At 43.8% G+C, this 18,707-nt stretch carries 19 protein-coding genes; 9 read left to right on the top strand and 10 right to left on the bottom strand.

Annotation, left to right across the window (positions count from 1 at the left end; translation table 11 throughout):
- Position 1: 1 nt before the first annotated feature.
- The gene (locus tag BMX95_RS10395; RefSeq protein WP_081204387.1) at positions 2-640 is read right to left on the bottom strand and encodes a WbqC family protein; all 639 of its coding nucleotides are present in this window, start codon (positions 638-640) and stop codon (positions 2-4) included.
- 295 nt (positions 641-935) lie between these two features.
- On the opposite strand from BMX95_RS10395, the gene BMX95_RS10390 reads away from it, so the two are divergent.
- Both BMX95_RS10390 and BMX95_RS10385 read left to right on the top strand, forming a co-directional pair.
- On the top strand, positions 936-1,385 hold the full coding sequence (locus BMX95_RS10390; RefSeq protein ID WP_081204386.1) for an LEA/WHy family protein: 450 nt from the start codon (positions 936-938) through the stop codon (positions 1,383-1,385).
- 779 nt (positions 1,386-2,164) lie between these two features.
- Positions 2,165-2,527, top strand: coding sequence for a heavy-metal-associated domain-containing protein (locus tag BMX95_RS10385; protein WP_081204384.1), 363 nt, complete (start codon positions 2,165-2,167; stop codon positions 2,525-2,527).
- Between the two features lie 72 nt (positions 2,528-2,599).
- Here the strand turns inward: BMX95_RS10385 and pyrE are convergent, their stop codons facing one another.
- Positions 2,600-3,235, bottom strand: a complete 636-nt coding sequence (gene pyrE / locus BMX95_RS10380) for an orotate phosphoribosyltransferase (RefSeq protein WP_081204383.1) — start codon at positions 3,233-3,235, stop codon at positions 2,600-2,602.
- Positions 3,236-3,296: 61 nt separating this feature from the next.
- Between pyrE and BMX95_RS10375 the strand changes: the two genes are divergently transcribed.
- On the top strand, positions 3,297-3,920 hold the full coding sequence (locus BMX95_RS10375) for an NUDIX hydrolase (RefSeq protein WP_081204382.1): 624 nt from the start codon (positions 3,297-3,299) through the stop codon (positions 3,918-3,920).
- A 112-nt stretch (positions 3,921-4,032) separates the two neighbouring features.
- Here BMX95_RS10375 and BMX95_RS10370 read toward each other — a convergent pair whose 3' ends face one another.
- The 5 genes from BMX95_RS10370 to BMX95_RS10350 all read right to left on the bottom strand — a co-directional run bounded on the left by BMX95_RS10370 (position 4,033) and on the right by BMX95_RS10350 (position 7,267).
- Positions 4,033-4,455, bottom strand: coding sequence for a hotdog fold thioesterase (locus BMX95_RS10370; RefSeq protein ID WP_081204381.1), 423 nt, complete (start codon positions 4,453-4,455; stop codon positions 4,033-4,035).
- Positions 4,456-4,519: 64 nt separating this feature from the next.
- The gene (gene coaD, locus BMX95_RS10365) at positions 4,520-4,984 is read right to left on the bottom strand and encodes a pantetheine-phosphate adenylyltransferase (protein WP_081204380.1); all 465 of its coding nucleotides are present in this window, start codon (positions 4,982-4,984) and stop codon (positions 4,520-4,522) included.
- A gap of 92 nt (positions 4,985-5,076) precedes the next feature.
- On the bottom strand, positions 5,077-6,012 hold the full coding sequence (locus tag BMX95_RS10360; protein WP_081204600.1) for an aspartate carbamoyltransferase catalytic subunit: 936 nt from the start codon (positions 6,010-6,012) through the stop codon (positions 5,077-5,079).
- A 60-nt stretch (positions 6,013-6,072) separates the two neighbouring features.
- Positions 6,073-6,594, bottom strand: coding sequence for a bifunctional pyr operon transcriptional regulator/uracil phosphoribosyltransferase PyrR (gene pyrR / locus BMX95_RS10355; RefSeq protein ID WP_081204379.1), 522 nt, complete (start codon positions 6,592-6,594; stop codon positions 6,073-6,075).
- A gap of 124 nt (positions 6,595-6,718) precedes the next feature.
- A complete protein-coding gene (locus BMX95_RS10350; protein ID WP_081204378.1) occupies positions 6,719-7,267 on the bottom strand; it encodes a DUF3575 domain-containing protein in 549 nt (182 codons plus the stop codon).
- Positions 7,268-7,672: 405 nt separating this feature from the next.
- Here BMX95_RS10350 and BMX95_RS10345 point away from each other — a divergent pair, with 405 nt between their 5' ends.
- On the top strand, positions 7,673-8,245 hold the full coding sequence (locus BMX95_RS10345; protein ID WP_081204377.1) for an outer membrane beta-barrel protein: 573 nt from the start codon (positions 7,673-7,675) through the stop codon (positions 8,243-8,245).
- 108 nt (positions 8,246-8,353) lie between these two features.
- On the opposite strand, the gene pruA is transcribed toward BMX95_RS10345, so the two are convergent.
- Entirely contained in the window at positions 8,354-9,985 is a 1,632-nt protein-coding gene (pruA, locus tag BMX95_RS10340; protein ID WP_081204376.1) for an L-glutamate gamma-semialdehyde dehydrogenase, read from the bottom strand.
- Between the two features lie 256 nt (positions 9,986-10,241).
- Here pruA and BMX95_RS10335 point away from each other — a divergent pair, with 256 nt between their 5' ends.
- Genes BMX95_RS10335 through BMX95_RS10325 form a run of 3 tightly spaced genes read left to right on the top strand, consistent with a single transcriptional unit; the run spans position 10,242 to position 13,674 of the window.
- Positions 10,242-11,447: a hypothetical protein gene (locus BMX95_RS10335; RefSeq protein ID WP_081204375.1), complete on the top strand. Its 1,206-nt coding sequence runs from the start codon at positions 10,242-10,244 to the stop codon at positions 11,445-11,447.
- 30 nt (positions 11,448-11,477) lie between these two features.
- Complete coding sequence (locus BMX95_RS10330; RefSeq protein WP_133054081.1) at positions 11,478-12,746, top strand: hypothetical protein; 1,269 nt, start codon at positions 11,478-11,480, stop codon at positions 12,744-12,746.
- A 16-nt stretch (positions 12,747-12,762) separates the two neighbouring features.
- Entirely contained in the window at positions 12,763-13,674 is a 912-nt protein-coding gene (locus tag BMX95_RS10325; protein WP_081204373.1) for an OmpA family protein, read from the top strand.
- 488 nt (positions 13,675-14,162) lie between these two features.
- Here the strand turns inward: BMX95_RS10325 and prfB are convergent.
- Positions 14,163-15,252, bottom strand: a protein-coding gene (gene prfB / locus BMX95_RS10320; protein WP_177193688.1) for a peptide chain release factor 2 whose coding sequence is annotated in 2 segments (ribosomal slippage) — positions 14,163-15,191 and positions 15,193-15,252 — 1,089 coding nt in all. Because the reading frame shifts where the segments join, the coding sequence is not laid out codon by codon here.
- 127 nt (positions 15,253-15,379) lie between these two features.
- Between prfB and BMX95_RS10315 the strand changes: the two genes are divergently transcribed.
- Positions 15,380-16,216 carry a class I SAM-dependent methyltransferase gene (locus tag BMX95_RS10315; RefSeq protein ID WP_081204372.1) on the top strand — a complete coding sequence of 279 codons (837 nt, stop codon included), beginning with the start codon at positions 15,380-15,382 and terminating at the stop codon, positions 16,214-16,216.
- A 22-nt stretch (positions 16,217-16,238) separates the two neighbouring features.
- The gene (locus tag BMX95_RS10310) at positions 16,239-17,093 is read left to right on the top strand and encodes a dienelactone hydrolase family protein (protein WP_081204371.1); all 855 of its coding nucleotides are present in this window, start codon (positions 16,239-16,241) and stop codon (positions 17,091-17,093) included.
- 167 nt (positions 17,094-17,260) lie between these two features.
- On the opposite strand, the gene BMX95_RS10305 is transcribed toward BMX95_RS10310, so the two are convergent.
- Positions 17,261-18,661 carry an ATP-binding protein gene (locus BMX95_RS10305; RefSeq protein ID WP_081204370.1) on the bottom strand — a complete coding sequence of 467 codons (1,401 nt, stop codon included), beginning with the start codon at positions 18,659-18,661 and terminating at the stop codon, positions 17,261-17,263.
- Positions 18,662-18,707: the final 46 nt, after the last annotated feature.

The raw sequence follows: 18,707 nt of genomic DNA, 5'->3' as shown, positions 1-18,707 counted from the left end.
CCTAAAAGCCACCATCTTGTGCACGGGCCACCAGGATCTGCCGGGCATTTTTCCCTTCACAAAACAACAGGTCCAAAATCGACAGATTAGGAATAAATCCTATGCGATCTTCAAAAACCTGGTGATACTTCACGGGTTCGGGGAACTCATTTTGGAGCGTTTTCGGGGTCAGTTTATTCCGCCAGTCTACCACTTCCCCATCTCCATTTTCACCCGGAACATATACGGAATAATCCGTATAAATATCCATGCCTAATTTCTTAGTTACCCACTCAAAACAGATCCGATTCCAATCGCTCAGCAACTCAACCGGCTGGCGGAACAGGTCGTCCAATTCCGGCTCAAAAAAGCTAAACCAGGGCGACCGGTTATAGCAAGAGACGATGGTTCTCCAATGTTGCAACTGCCAGGGTTTGCGATTATCGATCATCACCTCCTTCATCGGCTTTTTTTGCTCCCGTCCTTCCACCACCGGAATGCTCAGGTTAATGGGACCGTTGGAACCAACTACCACACAACGATTTCTGAAACTCATTTTTCGCCAGGGTTCATATATGTCAAATTTAACATCTGAAAACTGAATTGACATTCTGAATAAGGTAATCGATGGAAAATATTGACTTTCAACTAATAACTTCATAAAATACTACTTTTTCAAAATTCTGTTTAAGATTGGGTCTTTTTCGGCGAAAAGCAATCCTTTTTAGTACTAAAAATTTGCAACTTTAATTATACTTAAAACGCATAATTCCGCTTATAATTAACATTTTAATTTAAATAACAGTTACTAAAAATACTGGTAGTCATTTTTTACGATTTTTTGACGTTTTAGATGTGTCTAAATCTAAACTAATTAGCAAAGAAAATTCTAAAAATACGATCCTTTTTTGGCCGGAAAAATTTATCCGCTACATTGTGTCTTAAAAATCATCGACATGCGAAAACTGAGTTTGTGGGTACTCCTACCCCTCCTGGCAGTATCCTGTGCCAAGCCGACCGGGTTCAATTACCTGGGGGTTAAAAATTTTAAAGTGATGAAGTTTGGGTTGAAGGAATCGACGGTGGGGGCAGACGCTGAATTTTATAATCCGAATAAATTTCCGGTGACCATGAAAGGAGGGTCGGTTGACGTATATGTGAACAATAATTTTTTCGGAAAAACCTCCCTTGACTCTACCGTTCAGGTTCCGAAAAAAGACACCTTTTTATTGCCGGTGGTTTTAAAAGTTGACATGACCAGTACAGCCATGCAGTTGATCCAGACCCTGGCAACCGGCAGCGACAGCGTGAAAATAAAATTGGATGGAAATGCAAAAATTGGCCGAAGCGGCATATTTATAAATTACCCGATCCGGTACGAAGGCATGCAGAAAATCAAATTTTAGGCAGCACGAAAAGACGGAAAATTGGAAAAAATTGAATTTCCACTTTTTGGAATTTTGGTCAATCCTAAAAATTTGTACGTCTTATTTCCGGAGTTTGGAAGATGTGTCAAATCCTAAAAAAGGCCTCAAAAAATTTTAGCTATTGCTGAAACTTTTTTTGAGGCCTTCGCAAAAATTCTAACCAGCCAGGTCGAAATTGACGCCCGGCCAGATTTCAAAAACTGTTGGGGTGACTTCAAAAAATCAATCCCATTCCCACCGTATGGGTTGACAGAATTTTGGAAAAGTGCAATGATGGGTGGTCAAGAGTGAGTGGTCAATTTTGAGTTGCCGGATCAAAAAATGTACAATTTGAATCGCCAGATCCAGGTCATGAAAAGTGAAATGAGAACCGTGAAATTTGGCTCGCGCAATTTTGGGGCTACACCCAATTGTCGAAAATCCATGATTGGTTCCCGGAAACTGGTAACCGGTAACCTGCAACTCTCGTCAATTTTACCGTCCATATTTTGGCAACGGGCCAACAGGTACCCCAACCGCCATTTCAAAATTCTCTTCATTTTCTGTCAGTTTGTCCGCCGTGGCTATTTTGCTCTATTGCGAAATTTCGGCTTCCCTTTCGATTTTTTCCCATCAAACGCGGAGTCAACCGAAGTAAATTTCTCGTGTCGGAGATCGTATTTTTCGACCTTTTCGGCGCCCGATTTTTGGTTCGGCCACCGGTAAAAAATTAACGACCAGGAAGCCCCGAAAGATTTAAATTTGAAAAAAACAGAGGTATGAAGAAATTACTTTTTCTGGTGATTGCCGTTCTGGGAATTACCACTTTCGCATCCGCTCAGGCTAAGAAAGGAATACAAACCGTGACCATTCAAACGCCAACCGTTCAATGCGAAAGTTGCAAAAAACGCATCGAGGATTATTTGAAACGCGAAGACGGCGTTCAAAAAGCAAACGTGGATTTCAAGAAACATGTTACCAAAGTTACCTTCGTTGCAGAACGTACAAATATTGAAAATGTAAAGGCGGCAATTGCCAACGCCGGGTACGATGCCGACGATGTAAAAGCTGATGAAGAAGCTTACAAAAAACTGCCCAAGTGCTGTAAAAAAACTGAAGACGGTGGCGGCGGTATGCAATAACTGATTCACCCAAAAAATAAAAAAGGCCTCCCGAAAAAATCGGGAGGCCTTTTTTTATATCGATTTCGGAATTTATTTTCCCGTCCAGGTCGAGGGATCTTTTCGCCAGGCCATTAAAATTTCCTGCTGATCGGGCGACACAATTCCTTTTTCAACCGCCAGTTCTATGAGGGTACTATAGTTGGTCAGCGACACATAGGGTACCCCGGCCTTTTCAAAATTCTCGGTGGCCAACGGAAATCCGTAAGTAAAAATCGACACCATTCCCATCACTTCCATGCCGGCAGCTTTTATTACATCCACCACCTGCAAACTGCTTTTTCCGGTTGAGATCAGATCTTCGATCACCACCACTTTTTGTCCGGGTTCAAAATAACCTTCGATCTGATTGCCCAACCCATGTTCTTTTGGTTTCGGGCGTACATATATATAAGGTAACTTCAACTGGTCTGCCGCCATGGCGCCCCAGGGAATTCCGGCGGTAGCTACCCCGGCCAATAATTCGGCATCGGGAAATTGCTGAAATATCACATTGCACATTTCAGATTTTACGAAATCACGAATAAATGGAAACGACAACACCCGACGGTTATCGCAATAAATTGGACTCTTCCACCCCGAAGCCCAGGTAAAGGGTTGCGCAGGATTTAATTTTATAGCATTACTTTGTAATAACTTTTCGGCGACAGCCTTTTCGTTCGAAGACATATTTTATATAAGTTATTTGCGGCGAAATTGGTCTTTGCTTCCTGAAAACTGAAAATTAGTTATGCACACAAAGATATACTTTAACGACAAACCCCTGTTCCTTACAGATTCGATTACTCCGGAAATTGAGCCCTATGCCCATCACGACGATGCGGTTTTGATTGATGAATTTTCGCATGGCGGCATCAATTCCATGATCCACGAAATGCGATTGGAAAAAGTGCATGCCGGGATCTATATACATAATAATATAGAAGAGCTGAAAAAAGCATTCTGGAAAAAATTCATTTTGGTAAAAGCGGCCGGCGGCCTGGTACTGAATGAAGCGGGTGAAGGCTTGTTCATTTTCCGCCGTGGAAAATGGGACCTGCCCAAAGGCAAACTGGATGATGGAGAAACTTTAGAAGAATGTGCCGTGCGGGAAATTCAGGAAGAAACGGGTTTGCAGGAAGTGGAATTGAAAAAACACCTGGTTACTACCTGGCATACCTACGATGAAAGTGGTCACCATATATTAAAGGAAACCTGGTGGTATTTATTATCCGCTCCCGGTAACCAGTCATTAGTACCACAAACTGTTGAGCAGATCACAAAAATTGAATGGGCAAAACCGGCTGATTTTGGAAAATATACGTCCAACACTTTTGGAGCTATACACGATGTGATGAAAGCGGCGGGGTATTAGTTCAAAGTTTTAAGTTCAGTTTCAAGTTCAAAGTTCCGGATCCAGAGATCTGAGTTCGGAATTCTTGTTCTGAGTTTTGAATTCTTTGTTCGCGGTGATTGCAATGAAGAGATTATTTTTTAAGAATAGCGACAGTAAGTCTGCTAACGCAAATCAGTTTTTCCCGTTCGTCGTGGATCTTGATATCCCAAACATGGGTGGTGGCGCCGAGGTGTAAGGGGGTAGCTATTCCGGTTACCCGGCCTTCGCGTACACCCCGAACATGGTTGGCATTGATCTCCAGGCCAACACATATAAATTTTTCCGGATCAATGACCATTGCCGAAGCAACGCTGCCGAGTGTTTCGGCCAATACACAAGAGGCCCCGCCATGCAACAAACCGTATGGTTGTTTGGTGCGGGCATCTACCGGCATACTCGCCTTTATAAAATCAGTTCCCAGTTCGGTAAATACAATGCCGATGTGTTCACCCATGGTATTATTTCCCAGGTGAATGAATTCTTCCAGTTGGAGATCTTTTTTGAACCAAATCATATATCGTAAATCGGCAGCCGGCGATCGGCAAAATCTTTGCCCTCTGCCTTCTGCCCTTTGCCTTTTAGATATCTTTAGCTACGGCCTGGGGTAAGAACTGGCGGGCGTCACCGCCGTTGCGGATCACATCCCGTACCAGGGTGGAGGCAACCGAAGTGTATTGAGGCAAACAGGTTAAGAATACAGTTTCAATATCCTTATCCAGGCTCCGGTTCATGTCGGCAATTGCCTTTTCGTATTCAAAGTCGTTTACGTACCGGATTCCGCGTACTATAAAATTGGCGCCTACCTTACGGCAACATTCTACGGTCAATCCTTCGTACACAGCCACTGTAACTTTCGGGTTATCCCTGAATATTTCCTTGATCCACGTCAACCGTTGTTCTTCAGAGAACATGGCCGATTTATTGGCATTGCGGCCAATTCCTATCACCAGTTTATCGAACAGGGGAAGTGCACGATGGATAATATCCAGATGACCTATTGTTATAGGATCAAAGGTTCCGGGAAACAGGGCTATGCGTTGCATAATTATATATTAAGGTACCAGAATAAAACCTAAGGTACAGGTTGCCGATTACATTTTCATGGAATCTTTTTCCTGGAAACTGAAACCTGGAACTAATTTGTCATTTCCCGGCCACCTGATAACAGGTACAATGCAGCCATCCGCACCGCTACCCCATTTTCCACCTGGTTCAGGATGATACTTTGCGCGCTATCGGCAGCATCACTATCCAATTCAACACCCCTGTTGATGGGACCGGGGTGCATGATCACGATCTTTTTATCAAGACTATCGAGTAAGCGTTTGTTGATCCCATACGCCAAACTGTATTCGCGCAGCGAAGAGAACAGCACCTGGTTCTGGCGTTCCAGTTGAATACGCAACACGTTTGCAACATCGCACCATTGCAGGGCTTTTTTCAGGTTGTATTCAACCCGGATGTCAAATGCTTCCTGAATGTATTTTGGAATAAGTGTTGGCGGACCAGCTACCATAACTTCAGCGCCCATTTTCTTCAGCAGGTAAATATTACTCATAGCTACCCGCGAGTGCATGATGTCACCAATGATGGCGACTTTCAATCCTTCGAGGCGACCCAGTTTTTCGCGCATGGAAAAAGCATCGAGCAATCCCTGGGTGGGATGTTCGTTTATGCCATCCCCCGCGTTTACGATAGCCGCCGGAATATGTTTCGCCAGAAAGTGTGGGGCGCCGCTGGCACTATGCCGCATTACCACCATGTCTACTTTCATTGACAAAATATTATTCACGGTGTCCAGCAGGGTCTCCCCTTTTGAAACGGAAGAAGCGCTGGCCGTAAAATTAATGGAGTCTGCACTCAGGCGTTTTTCAGCCAGTTCAAAAGAGATCCTGGTACGGGTGGAATTCTCGAAAAACAAGTTTACGATAGTCACATCCCGCAAAGAAGGAACTTTCTTGATAGGCCGTTGTAAAACCTCCTTGAATTGGGTGGCAGTATCTAAAATAATCTGAATGTCCTGACGGGTGAGATCCCGTATACCGAGCAGATGTTTAACTGAAAGTTGCATTTCAAGCCGCAAAATTAAGGGAAAAATGAATTACTTGCTTTACGCGTCAAAATCAGTCCATTATAATAATACAACCTCCTCTTTTCCATCGCGTTCTTTCCAGAAAACTTTCACCTTCTGGGAAATGATGGAATCGATAGAACGGCCGGTATAATCGGGTTGAATGGGTAATTCCCGGCTAAAACGGCGATCGATGAGTACACACAGCTCTACTTTGGCCGGACGGCCAAAATCCAGTAATGCATCCAGCGCTGCCCTGATGGTACGGCCGGTATATAATACGTCGTCGATCAGCACCACATTCTTCCCTTCTATGCTAAAGGGAATATCGGTTTGATTGGGCACGTGGATCTGGTTGCGAACGTCATCGCGGTAAAAAGTGATATCCAGCTTGCCATACTGCACTTTTTCAGGCGAAACCAGTTGCCTGATCACCTGGATCATTTGATCGCTCACAAAAATCCCCCTTGGCTGAATGCCAATAAAAACCGTATTATCGAGATTGATATTATTCTCCAATACCTGGTGACTAAGCCGCCGGATAATTATTGCCAGTTGCTGCTCATTTAAAATCGTCTTCAAGGAAAATATTTTGATAAAAATAAACGCAAAGCGGCAAATTAGAAAATTAAGGCTAAAGGGGACAAAAAAAATCAGTCTATTCAGTTAAGAACAGACTGACCAGTTAAATTACTATGTAAATAAACTAAAATCTGAAACCTAAAGAAAGACCGGTGCGCAGCCCAAATCCATCGATCCCACCCGAAATATCGAAATGCTCCTCGTTGGAGCCGCTTTCCGCTTTAACTGTACCAGAGTTGTACGCGGGCCCAATGAACAGATCGAGAACAAAACCGCTACTCCAGCTTTTTTCCCAACCCAGCAGTGCACCACCGCCAAAAGAACTGAAGGTAACTTTTTCCTTTGTGTCGGTGTCTTTGATCTTGAAATTCTGATAACGAAGAAAAGGAGCCAGGTATACGCCATCCATTACTTCCTTATGGCCGGCCAGGTAAAATCGGTATTCAGGCGTAATACCAAAACCGGTATACTTCAAACTTGATAGCTTAACTCCTGAATAAAATACACCTAATTGAAAAGACTGGTTTGCTGCAGTGGCTTTTTCATAAGCCACGTTACCTGTTGCAAGAAACAACGACAGCGGGTTGATCTTAATGGCGTTTGAACCACCATCCTGCGCTTTGGCAATAGATAAGGCTGCAACCAGGGACATAACAAGAAATACTTTTTTCATGACTAAAAGGGGTGATTGGTTAAAGAAAAATGGGTGCATAGATGCTATGCAATCTTCTTACAGAACAAAATTAACGTGGGAGCTTATGGGAAAAATTACCACAGGTATGAACCGTTGATCTCGTTGTATGAAGTGTCGATAATCCTATTCGATATAATAATGCGGCATGTATTTAGTACATCGCCAAGCTTGTCTTGATATATCTTTTTCATGTAAGCATCCGGGTTCTTTACATATAACAGTGAAGGACATGTTATGTATGACAAACACAAGTAAAACGATTTACCATAATACATTACTTGTTTTTGATCAATAAAAATATAGATACATCAAACAAATAATATTAAGCCATTACTTTGGGCCGTTAAAAATCAATAACACTTGGTAAAAACTAAAACTAAGACAATGAAAAAAGTTTTGATTGCTGCTTCCCTGCTTGTATGTTCTAATGCAATTTTCGCTCAGGTTAACAAAGGCCAATGGCTGGTTGGCGGTAGTGTTGGTTTTGATCACTCTTCACAAGGCGATAACAAACAAACTGACATTACCATCGCTCCCGATGCAGGCTACTTCTTTATTAACCAGTTAGCCGCTGGGTTGCGCCCTGAGTTTGGCTATACTAAAACCAAAACCAAATCGGGTACAAGTACAAACACAGGATCAAGCACCAGCTTTGGATTAGCTCCTTTTGTACGCTATTATTTCATGCCTTCAGGCCAAATGTTGAATATTTTTGCCGATGCATCTTATGGCTTTGGTAGCTCAAAAGAAAAAGGTGGTGAATCAGTAAGTGGTAATTATTATCAGATCAAAGCTGGCCCTGCTGTTTTCCTTACACCCAATACCGCTCTTGAATTTGCTTTGTATTATAAGTCTTATGGCGGTGATGCTTTTGAAGTGGCTGACGACAGACAAAACCATTTCGGTTTGAATGTAGGCTTCCAGATCCACCTGGGCGGTGGTGCTGCTAAAAAATAATAAACGTCCCCACACAAATAAAAGAGGCTGCTTTTCAATTAGAAAGCAGCCTCTTCTTTTATAGGTACCAAGTTTATAAGTTAACTCAATAACTAACGAACTTAAAAACTATTCTTCTGCCATGAAAGGATAACGATAATCAACGGGTGCGTTGAATGTTTCCTTAATGGTTCTTGCACTAAGCCAACGATACAGGTTCAAAATAGAACCGGCTTTATCGTTGGTACCACTGGCACGGGCTCCGCCAAAAGGCTGCTGACCAACTACTGCACCGGTTGGTTTGTCGTTGATGTAGAAATTACCCGCTGCATGACGCAACTTCACGGTAGCCTGTTCAACCGCTGCCCTGTCCTGGGCAATGATAGAACCTGTTAATGCATACGGTGATGTTTTGTTCACCAGCTCCAGGGTATCTTCGAACTTATCGGCATTGTATACATATACGGTCAGCACGGGTCCAAAGATCTCTTCGCACATAGTTACATACTGTGGGTCTTTGGCTTCAATAACAGTGGGCTGAACAAAATAACCTTGTGTTTTATCGCATTTACCACCTGCCCAGATCACTGCTTTGGGATCGTTCTTGGCGTTCTCGATATAGTTCTCAATTTTATTAAAGCTCTTTTCATCGATCACGGCATTGATAAAATTGCTGAAGTTTTCTACGGTGCCCATGGTAAAGCTTTCAATACCGGCAGTCAGTTTCTTTTTTACATCTTCGGCCAGGTTGCTGGGAATGTATGCCCGTGAAGCCGCAGAACATTTCTGCCCCTGGTATTCGAAGGCGCCGCGCAATAAAGCAGTCACCAGGATATCTACATCAGCACTCTTGTGCGCCAGTACAAAATCTTTTCCACCGGTTTCACCAACGATGCGGGGATATGATTTGTAAGAAGACATATTCTTACCAATGGTTTCCCACATATTGTTGAACACCCCGGTTGAACCGGTAAAATGCACACCGGCAAAATCAGGATGGCTGAAACAAACTTTACCTAACACTGGCCCATCAACGTAAATAAGGTTGATAACACCATCGGGCAAACCAGCTTCTTTTAAAATACGCATGAACATCTGCGCGGAGTACACCTGGGTATGAGCGGGTTTCCATACCACTACGTTACCACACATGGCTGCTGAAGTAGGCAGGTTGCCGCCGATGGCAGTAAAGTTGAAAGGCGTAACCGCGAGCACAAACCCTTCGAGCGGGCGATACTCCATCCGGTTGTGGATGCCAGCTGCACTGATAGGTTGCTGACGATAGATCTCACTCAGGAAATGTACATTGAAACGTAAGAAGTCGATGAGTTCACAGGCGCTGTCGATCTCGGCCTGGTAGGCGTTCTTGCTTTGACCCAGCATGGTAGTACCGTTCATATATGGCCGGTACTTGGTTGCAATGAGGTCAGCAGCTTTCAGAAAAATATGTGCGCGGTTTTCCCAGCTCATGGCAGCCCAGCTTTCACGGGCAGCAAGGGCAGCTTCAATAGCCTGCTTTACATGTTTTTCTTCACCAATATGATAATGCCCCAGTACATGTTTTATTTCATGCGGGGGATTCATGGTTTCTTTCTTATTAGTGCGCACTTCCAGTCCGCCAATATACATTGGCACGTCTACAGGCTCCTGTTTCAAAAGCGCGAGCACTTCTTTTAGCCGCTTTTTTTCAGGCGACCCCGGGGCATACGATAAAACAGGTTCGTTTGCCGGCAGTGGATAATGAAAATAGCCGAATTCCATAATCATGTGTTTTTTGAGGTTGCGAAGTTACTTAGCTGGTTTATAATTAACAAAACAGTAGTATTGAGGCAAAGGGCTGACAAACAAAATATTATAAAATAGGCTTAAAACCGGCCCCTGCTTTTATCCACAGGGTGTGCACATACTAATTTTTGAAGGGCACAATAAATTAAATTTGGAAGCAATAACCCAAAACACCCATTAATCAGTGATCATTTCTGGCAAATCAAGACTAACTGATAGTAACAGGTATCATATGCCTGATCTGTCGAACATCGTTGTCAAAGATATGCGCGAATACGGCGTTGAACAGGCCGGTACCTATAAAGGAGGTATTGAAGCATATAAAGGCCTGTTGAATAAAGTACGCAGCGGTTCCATCCTTTCAGAGCAGGATTCCCTACGATTGTTACCCAAAACCGAGGATACCCGTATCCGGATCCAAAAGCAAATTGAAGCCTTACTGGAAAAATTCTACGAGGTCAAGGGTAAGGTGGAAGAAATCCATAACAGTCGTGATATTACGAAGGGGCTGGTACCCATCAAACAGACTGAGATTAATTTACTTAAGAATCAATTAGATGAGATAAACACAGCCCATTCGCCCCGTCATCAGGCGATGTATAACAGTTTCAGCTGGGGCACTTTTTTATTTTTATTGTTCCTTTTAGTTGCATTATCGTTTTACTTATTATACTTTTACATGAGTGTAGCGGATTTTGCGCTGAACGGTGTCGATCCAATGACCCTTTTCCAGGAAGGAAGGCTAAACATACAATTGTTACCCAGCCTTCGAAGACTGGTTTATCTTATTATTAACTACCCCCCCCTGATCGTATTCCCCACTATTTTCTTTGCACTGGGAACATCCATTCACCTGTTCTCGGAAAGAGGCATGTCATACAGGAAAGTTGTTTGGGGATTGCTAAGCCTGGTTTTTATTGGTGACATTTTGCTTGCTCTTCAGGTTCATACCGCCGTGAATGAGATCTTGATCAAATTGAATCGGGATGAATTTAAATCGTTGATTGTACCGGTATTCGCGGATTCGCGATTTTACCTGGTACTTTTTTTGGGTTTTGGGGTGTTTGCCATCTGGAGCTCTGTGTATTATTTAATGCAGATGGAATGGGGCAAACGCAATCAGCTGAAACTTCGGTACAAACGCATTCACCGTTTACAGGATGAGATCCTGCAGCTGGAAGAAAAACGGATGTTATACGAAACGGAGTTACAGCAAATAACCCAAAGAGCGGATGACCTGAGCAAGGAGAAAGACAGACTCGTTCTGCCCGTTGATGCCATTGAAAAGAACATCAACTACTTCAGAGACGGCTGGAATGGTTACCTGGCAACTTTATACGGGCGCGAAAAAGGAGAAGAGCAGATAAAGCTCATCAACGAGCGAACAGACGCCTATATAAAAGAACTAAAAGAGTTTCAGGAATCTTATTTCAAATAATTACTTAATAGGTTTCTTTATCCTTGAGTTATGGCACGTTACCTCCTAATCACAATCATGTGCGCCTGGGCTATAGCCGGCTGCAATGAAATCGAAGAGGCTGTGAAGGATGCAAAAAAAGACGGATCCGCACCGCCCAAAGACAATTATATGGTTTTGCTTGATCTAAGCGACCGGATACTGTATAACAACCAGCAACAGGTTCCAAAAGATATACAGGTTATCCAGTCCATCTACTCCGCTTTCAAGTCAAAACTGAATGCAAAAGATCCCACCAGGTTATACTTTACGGTGAACGATAAACTGAAGTTGATGGTAGCGCCACAACGTACTACTTCAAACGAAGTGTACGACATGGCCGGCAACCTCCGTTTAACGCTGGCTTCGGCCCAGCCCGAACAAAAGGCTAAAATGCTGGAAGAAACAGAAAAGAACTTCAACACCCTGTTGCCCCAGATCTATAAAAAAGCAGTGATCAGCAATAACAGTACTTCTTATGCAGGCGCCGACATCTGGAAGTATTTTAATGAAGACCTGCAGGACGACCTGGAGAAAGATGCACAAAATACACTATTCATCATCACCGATGGCTACATGGATTTTGAAAGCCTGCAAGGCCGCGCTTCCCGCAACAACCGATACACATCCTGCACCCAGATCATCAACAACCTGAAAAAAGCGCCCGACTGGAACAGCCGTTTTAAAGAAGGCGACTATGGTTTGCTGCCGGTTAATAAACGTTTCCCCAACTTAAAAATTATTGTGCTGGAATTAAATCCAAAAGATGACTGGACGGGTGAGTACAATTTACTCACTACGATCTGGAGCAAGTGGTTTACCGAAATGGGAATAAAATCATACGCATTCATCAAAGATGACAACATTAATGAGATAAATGAGTCTATAGAAAAACTACTAAAAGTAAAATTACCGTCATCCGCGAATATTACGTCTGTTTCATGGACGCCGGTGACCGAAACGGACCCGGAAATTACGAAGGCTGCAAAGAACCGATCAACAACCAAAATACAACAACCTGAAACTCCAACGGTTACTGAAAGTGCTACGGAAACAGCGCCCAAAAAAGAGAATAGTAAATCTTACAATTCGTACAGTTCTTACGCTTATTCTGAACCGGCAGAAGCAATAAAAAAGGAAAAAAATGTTAAAGAAAGAGAATATATTCGCACATCTGCCGTTAAAAGTCAGATAGATACTTCAAGTATCCATTTAAGAACCAATCCGAAAAAGCCAATTAGTAAACCAAAGGAGCAGGTCACTTTTGGTCCTGCTTATTAAAAAAACCTTTACTCTTATGCTTCGTAGCCTATTAATCATGGTAGTAACAGGACTGGCACTGGGCATGGCAGTATCATGCGGCCCTAGTAAAACAGTCCAAAGCCTGACGAAAACCACACAAGAAACTCTTGAGTTAGTCAAGAAAGAAGCTCAGCGCGCCATCGCCCTGACCGTAGAAAAAGTGAAAAATTATGAAGTGGATCCTGACATTGGTAAGGAGATCATCAAGAACCTCAAAGAAGCTGAAAGAAAAATCGACACTCAGCTCGCTGTTGCGGTTCAGTTAGAGAAAACCGGTACCAAAGAAGAGATCCTTCAGTTCGCAGAACGCACAAACGTGATCATCCAAAGTGCGTTGACCGATCTGAAATCGTTGAACGACCTTTATGACATTTCAACTTTCTCTTCATTTGAAACAGCCACTTTCTTCCCTGCCGGTGGCTATGGTATTCCTCCTGAAAAACAGGATGAAGCCAAAAAATCAATCGAACCGATTGTACAAAGGATCATCAAGTTCTTTGGTGACCACCCAAGGCAAAGGTTCGTGGCGGTAATTGTTTGTTATGGTTTCTCTGACGAAACGCCGATCGCGAAGGAATCTCCTTTGTATTCGCCGCTGCTCGCCAAGATGAAAACGAACAACCCAACCCGCCAGGAGTTGAACGTTAAATTATCTGAACTTAGAGCAAAATCTATTGCCAACCTTCTGGTTGACCTTATCAAAATAAATGAAGCTCTGATCCCCAATCCTAAGCTCATCAACTACGACATCAAGTGGATGGGTAAAGGGGAAGAGTTACCTTACCCTGACAGAGTGAAAGACTATAAGGCTGATGACAAACGTCGCCGTATGGTGTCCTTAATCTGGAACGTATTACCCGGTTCTTTATATGCACAAGGCCTCAGCAACGATACAGCAATGAACTAATCGTTGATGAAAGTATAAACACACGAGTAATGCCGGATTGGTTTAATTTACTCTGGCAATATTAATTGGTGTATTCATATTTTGCCTGCAGCCTTAGAGTGATCTATGAACCTGCAGGCAGAATTTTTGTTCTGAGTTCTCAGTGAATGAGTTTCTGGGTTCTCAGTCCGCTGAGATACACTCATGTAAAAACGCCACGCTTAACAGTGTGGCGTTTTTATTTTTTTGGAGGCAACGTTGATCAGTTGACCAGTTAACAAGGTCCAAAGCAAATAGATTTTTGCTTTGGACGCAGGAAGACTGATAGGGTTAACAGCGTTTATAGGTTTAAAAAAGGAATACAAAAATAAAAAGGGCCAAAGCTGTCTTAACAACTTTGGCCCTTTCGGCTTTCTATTTTTTACTTCGGCCTTCGGCCTCAGATTTCCTGTATTACATTATCAACTCGTCAACTCGTCAACTGATCAACTCGTTAACTGGTCAACTCCTCAACCTTCCTCCGCTTCCTTCATCAAATACGCTTTAATAAACCCATCCAGCTCGCCATCCATCACCGGCTGCACATTCCCTACTTCATAATCGGTACGGTGGTCCTTGATCATTTTATACGGATGGAACACATAGCTGCGGATCTGGCTGCCCCACTCTATCTTCTTTTTAGAGGCATTGGTAGCATTCTTCAATGCTTCTCTGCGGCGCAACTCTTCTTCGTACAGGCGGCTCTTCAGCATCTGCAGCGCCATTTCGCGGTTCTCTCCCTGAGTACGGGCTTTCTGGCATTCCACCACAATACCGCTGGGATGGTGTTTTAAACGCACAGCCGTTTCCACCTTGTTTACGTTCTGTCCGCCCTTACCACCGCTTCGGTAAAACTCCCATTCCAGGTCGGCGGGGTTTACTTCTACCGCAATACTGTCATCAACCAGCGGATACACGAATATCGATGCAAACGACGTGTGACGCCGGGCATTGCTGTCGAAGGGTGAAATACGTACCAGGCGGTGAACGCCGCTCTCGGCCTTTAAAAAGCCATAGGCGAACGGTCCGTCAAACTGCAGCGTAGCGCTTTTGATACCAGCGCCATCACCTTCCTGCCAGTCGAGCTCGGTTACCTGCCAGCCTTGTTTTTCACCATACATGCGGTACATACGCGCCAGCATTTCGGCCCAGTCCTGGCTTTCAGTACCACCGGCGCCGCTGTTTATCTGCAGTACGCCCGGCAATTCATCTTCCGGCTGGTTCAGGGTGCTTTTGAATTCGGCCTCATCTAATTGCTGTAATGCCTTTTCATAAGCCAGTTTGGTTTCGTCTTCGCTGGCTTCGCCGGCTTTCCAGAAATCAAACAACACAACAAAATCCTCCACGTCAGCCTTTGACTGATCGAAGAGTTTGATCCAGAATTCGTTTAGCTTAATGCTTTTGAGTATTTCAGTGGCCCGTTTGTTATCGTCCCAAAAACCGGGCGAAAGGGAAAGTTGTTTTTCTTCGTTTACTTTGTACTGACGGTTATCGACGTCAAAGAAACCTCCTCAGTCCACCAAGGCGGGACCTCATATCGTTTATTTTTTCTTGTGTCATGACCCAAAGATAAGTTGAAAAGTTAACAAGTTAACAAGTTGACAGGTTGATAAGGTTACCCTGACTTCTTAGCTTTCTGACTATTAACGACCTCGTCATCTCGTTAACTGGTTAACTTTGTATAACCATGACTAACGAATCGCAAATAGCAGCCCATTATTCGCATGAAAACCTGTACGAGGTTATTCTGCAGGCAATCGGAAAAGAGCCAGCCCTGGTCACCAGGGAAGACCTGGCGCCCATTGATGAGTTTCATGTGCGGGGCCAGGAAGTATCGCGCGAGCTGGCCAATGCCGCAGGACTGCAACATGGCATGCGCGTTTTGGATGCCGGTTGTGGCCTGGGCGGAACCTGCCGTTTACTGGCGGCGGATTTTGACTGTATTGTTACCGGTATTGATATAACCGGCGACTATATTCGAACGGCTGAAAAACTATCGGTATTGACCGGTCTGCAACACAGCACGCGCTTTGTACAGGGCAGCGTGCTGGCGCTCCCTTTTGCAGACAACAGCTTTAATGCTGTGTTTACACAACACGTACAAATGAATATTGCCGATAAAAAAACCTTTTATGGGGAAATACACCGGGTATTAACCACTGGCGGACGGTTTATTTATTACGATATCCTCGACAATGGGGAACTCATACACTATCCGGTTCCCTGGGCCGCAGATGCTTCCCTGAGCCATCTGATCACCTCGCAACAGTTGCATACCCTGCTCGGGGAAACCGGCTTTCAACGCATACAGGTAACAGATGAAACGGAGAAAGGGATCGGCTTTTTTAATAAGCTTTTTAACCGCATTGCCCAAAAAGGACTACCGGCATCAGGATTGCATTTGTTAATGGGTGATACAGCACTGCAGAAATTAAATAACTTGCGCAGCAACCTTATAGGAAAAAGAGTCGTTCTGGAAAGCGGTACCTATACAAAAAACATAAATAACAAGCAGACAGGTTAACTAATAAATAAACCATACTATCATGAAACAAAAATTGGGTTTTGCTTTCCTTTCATTGGTTATTACAGCCATCGTTTCCTGTAACGACCAATCATCAAAACCAGCAAATGAACAATCAGCCACTGAACAACCGGCCGCAGCCAAACAACCAGGCTTAAAAGAACTGGACGTCGACTATGCAGGCGATAACATTGCAATGAAAGGCTTTGTTGCCTATGATACCAGCCTCGATACCAAACGCCCGGCTGTCCTTATCATCCCTGAATGGTGGGGGTTGAATGATTATGCCAAAATGCGCGCGCGCGAACTGGCCAAACTGGGTTACATAGCCATGGCCATGGACATGTACGGCAATGGCATGAATACCGATTCACCAGCTGTAGCAGGTAAATGGGCCGGACAATTCTACACCAAACCTTTAAGCGCCAAAGCCCGTATAGATGCGGCCCTGGTAGCGTTAAAAAGCTTTCAGCAGGCAGATACCGGCAAATTAGCAGCCATAGGTTATTGCTTTGGCGGCGCCATGGTATTGAACGCAGCGCGCCTGGGTGAACCCTTTAAAGGCGTGGTGAGCTTTCATGGTAACCTGGTAGGCGCTCCTGCCAACAAAGACCTGTTGAAAGCCAAAATACTGGTATGTCATGGGGAAGCTGATCCTTTTGTAAAGCCGGCGGAAGTAGCTGCGTTTAAAAAACAAATGGACTCCATAAAAGCCGACTACACCTTTAAGTCATATCCTAACGCCCTGCATGCGTTCACCAACCCGCAGGCAACCGAGTTAGGTAAGAAGTGGAACCTGCCTATTGCCTACAATGGCGCTGCAGATACGGCTTCCTGGAATGATATGAAGACGTTCTTCGATACTATCTTTAAATAGTGATTGGCTAATGTGACAGAGAGATGCCGTTTCAGGTTGCAGGTTGCAGGTTTCAGGTTACATGGCTTTATGCAGGCAATACGCTTACAATAGAAGCCCTGAAACTTGTAACCTGTAACTTGTAACCTGAAACTTGTAACTGACTATAAATTAGGTTTGCATATTGCTTATTGCTTATTGCCCATAGTTCCCCGCGGACCTGTTTCCCCGCCAAACCTGGGCAGTATAACTGTAAACGTACTGCCTTTGCCAACCGTGCTTTGTACCGCAATACGGCCACCATTCTTTTCCAGAAAATCTTTACAGAGTTTAAGACCTAAACCGGTACCCGTTTCGGAATTGGTACCCCGGGTGCTGTAGAACATGTCTCCAAACAATTGCAGCTGGCGTTCGGCACTGATGCCAACACCATCATCCTGTACATATATTTCAACGCCGGAAGCCTGTTCCCTGGCCCCTACCCTAACGTGTCCGTTTTCGGGAGTGAACTTGATGGCATTCGACAACAGGTTGCGCAATACCAGGTTCACCATTTCTTTATCGGCATAACAAAACAACGGTTCTTCAATCTGCGACTCCAAATGAATGCGTTTGTTACTGGCCTGCCAGTGTAATAACTGCAATACCCGGCTGAGCATGGTTTCTATATCCAGCACCTCGGGTTGCAGGCTGGAGTTTTCCATTTGCGACTTAGCCCATTGCAACAGGTTTTCCATGAGGTTGGTGGTATAGTTCATTTCGCTCACAATGCCGGGCAGTAATGCCTTTATTTCTTTTACCGGCATTTCATTGATGTGCATATTATTGAACAGGTTCCGCAACGCATACATAGGCGTTTTAAGATCATGTGCAATTACAGAGAACAGTTTATTTTTTAGCTGGTTCAGCTCCGTTAGTTTGGCTGTTTGCTCTTCGAGCAGGCTGGCTTTTTGCGCTATCTCCTGTTTCTGCAGTTCGCTTTCTTTCGACTTATTGATTAAACTATAGTGATAGCCGTTGTTCTCCTGTTTAATAAAATAGATCGCGTAAAAAATAAAGGAGATGGCAGTGATGTGATTAAAAACAAAGAAGTAATAATTTGACTTGGCCAGCTTGAAATAATAATCATGCGGTACTATACAGGCAATGAAATAACAGGTAATGGATAAAGTGAAAGCAAAGATGATATGAATAACCTCCTGCAAAAAGAACACCGATAAAACCCCATACAATACGAAGAACAGTTCTACGCCAACATCTACTTTTCCCAGATAAACCAAACAGGTAGCGATGGGATATAAACTGAAATATACAAGTCTTGCATGTTCGTAATACTGTTCATGGTTCAACCAAAGTACAATAACACTGATGGCCAGTGGAGATGCTGCAATAAACCAGGCCAGTGGGGGAAGGTGATCGTTGAAAAGGATGCCAATGAGCGGAACAATGATGCCTGTTATGATCCCAAGGAAATTAAGCTGGTTAAAAATGCTCATTTTCCTTTTGTCATACTCTTCCATCTCGGGGGTTACCCCAATGGATTTTATGGATACCCAATAACGCATTAAATCCAGGCGTAAGGCGTGCATACTGCTACTAACGTGTTGTTTCTAAGGAAATTGAATACTATTGAAA

Source organism: Niastella yeongjuensis (assembly GCF_900110245.1).
GTDB lineage: Bacteria > Bacteroidota > Bacteroidia > Chitinophagales > Chitinophagaceae > Niastella > Niastella yeongjuensis.
Note: the sequence above shows the minus strand (reverse complement) of the source record. Positions and strands in the feature narration are given on the sequence as shown.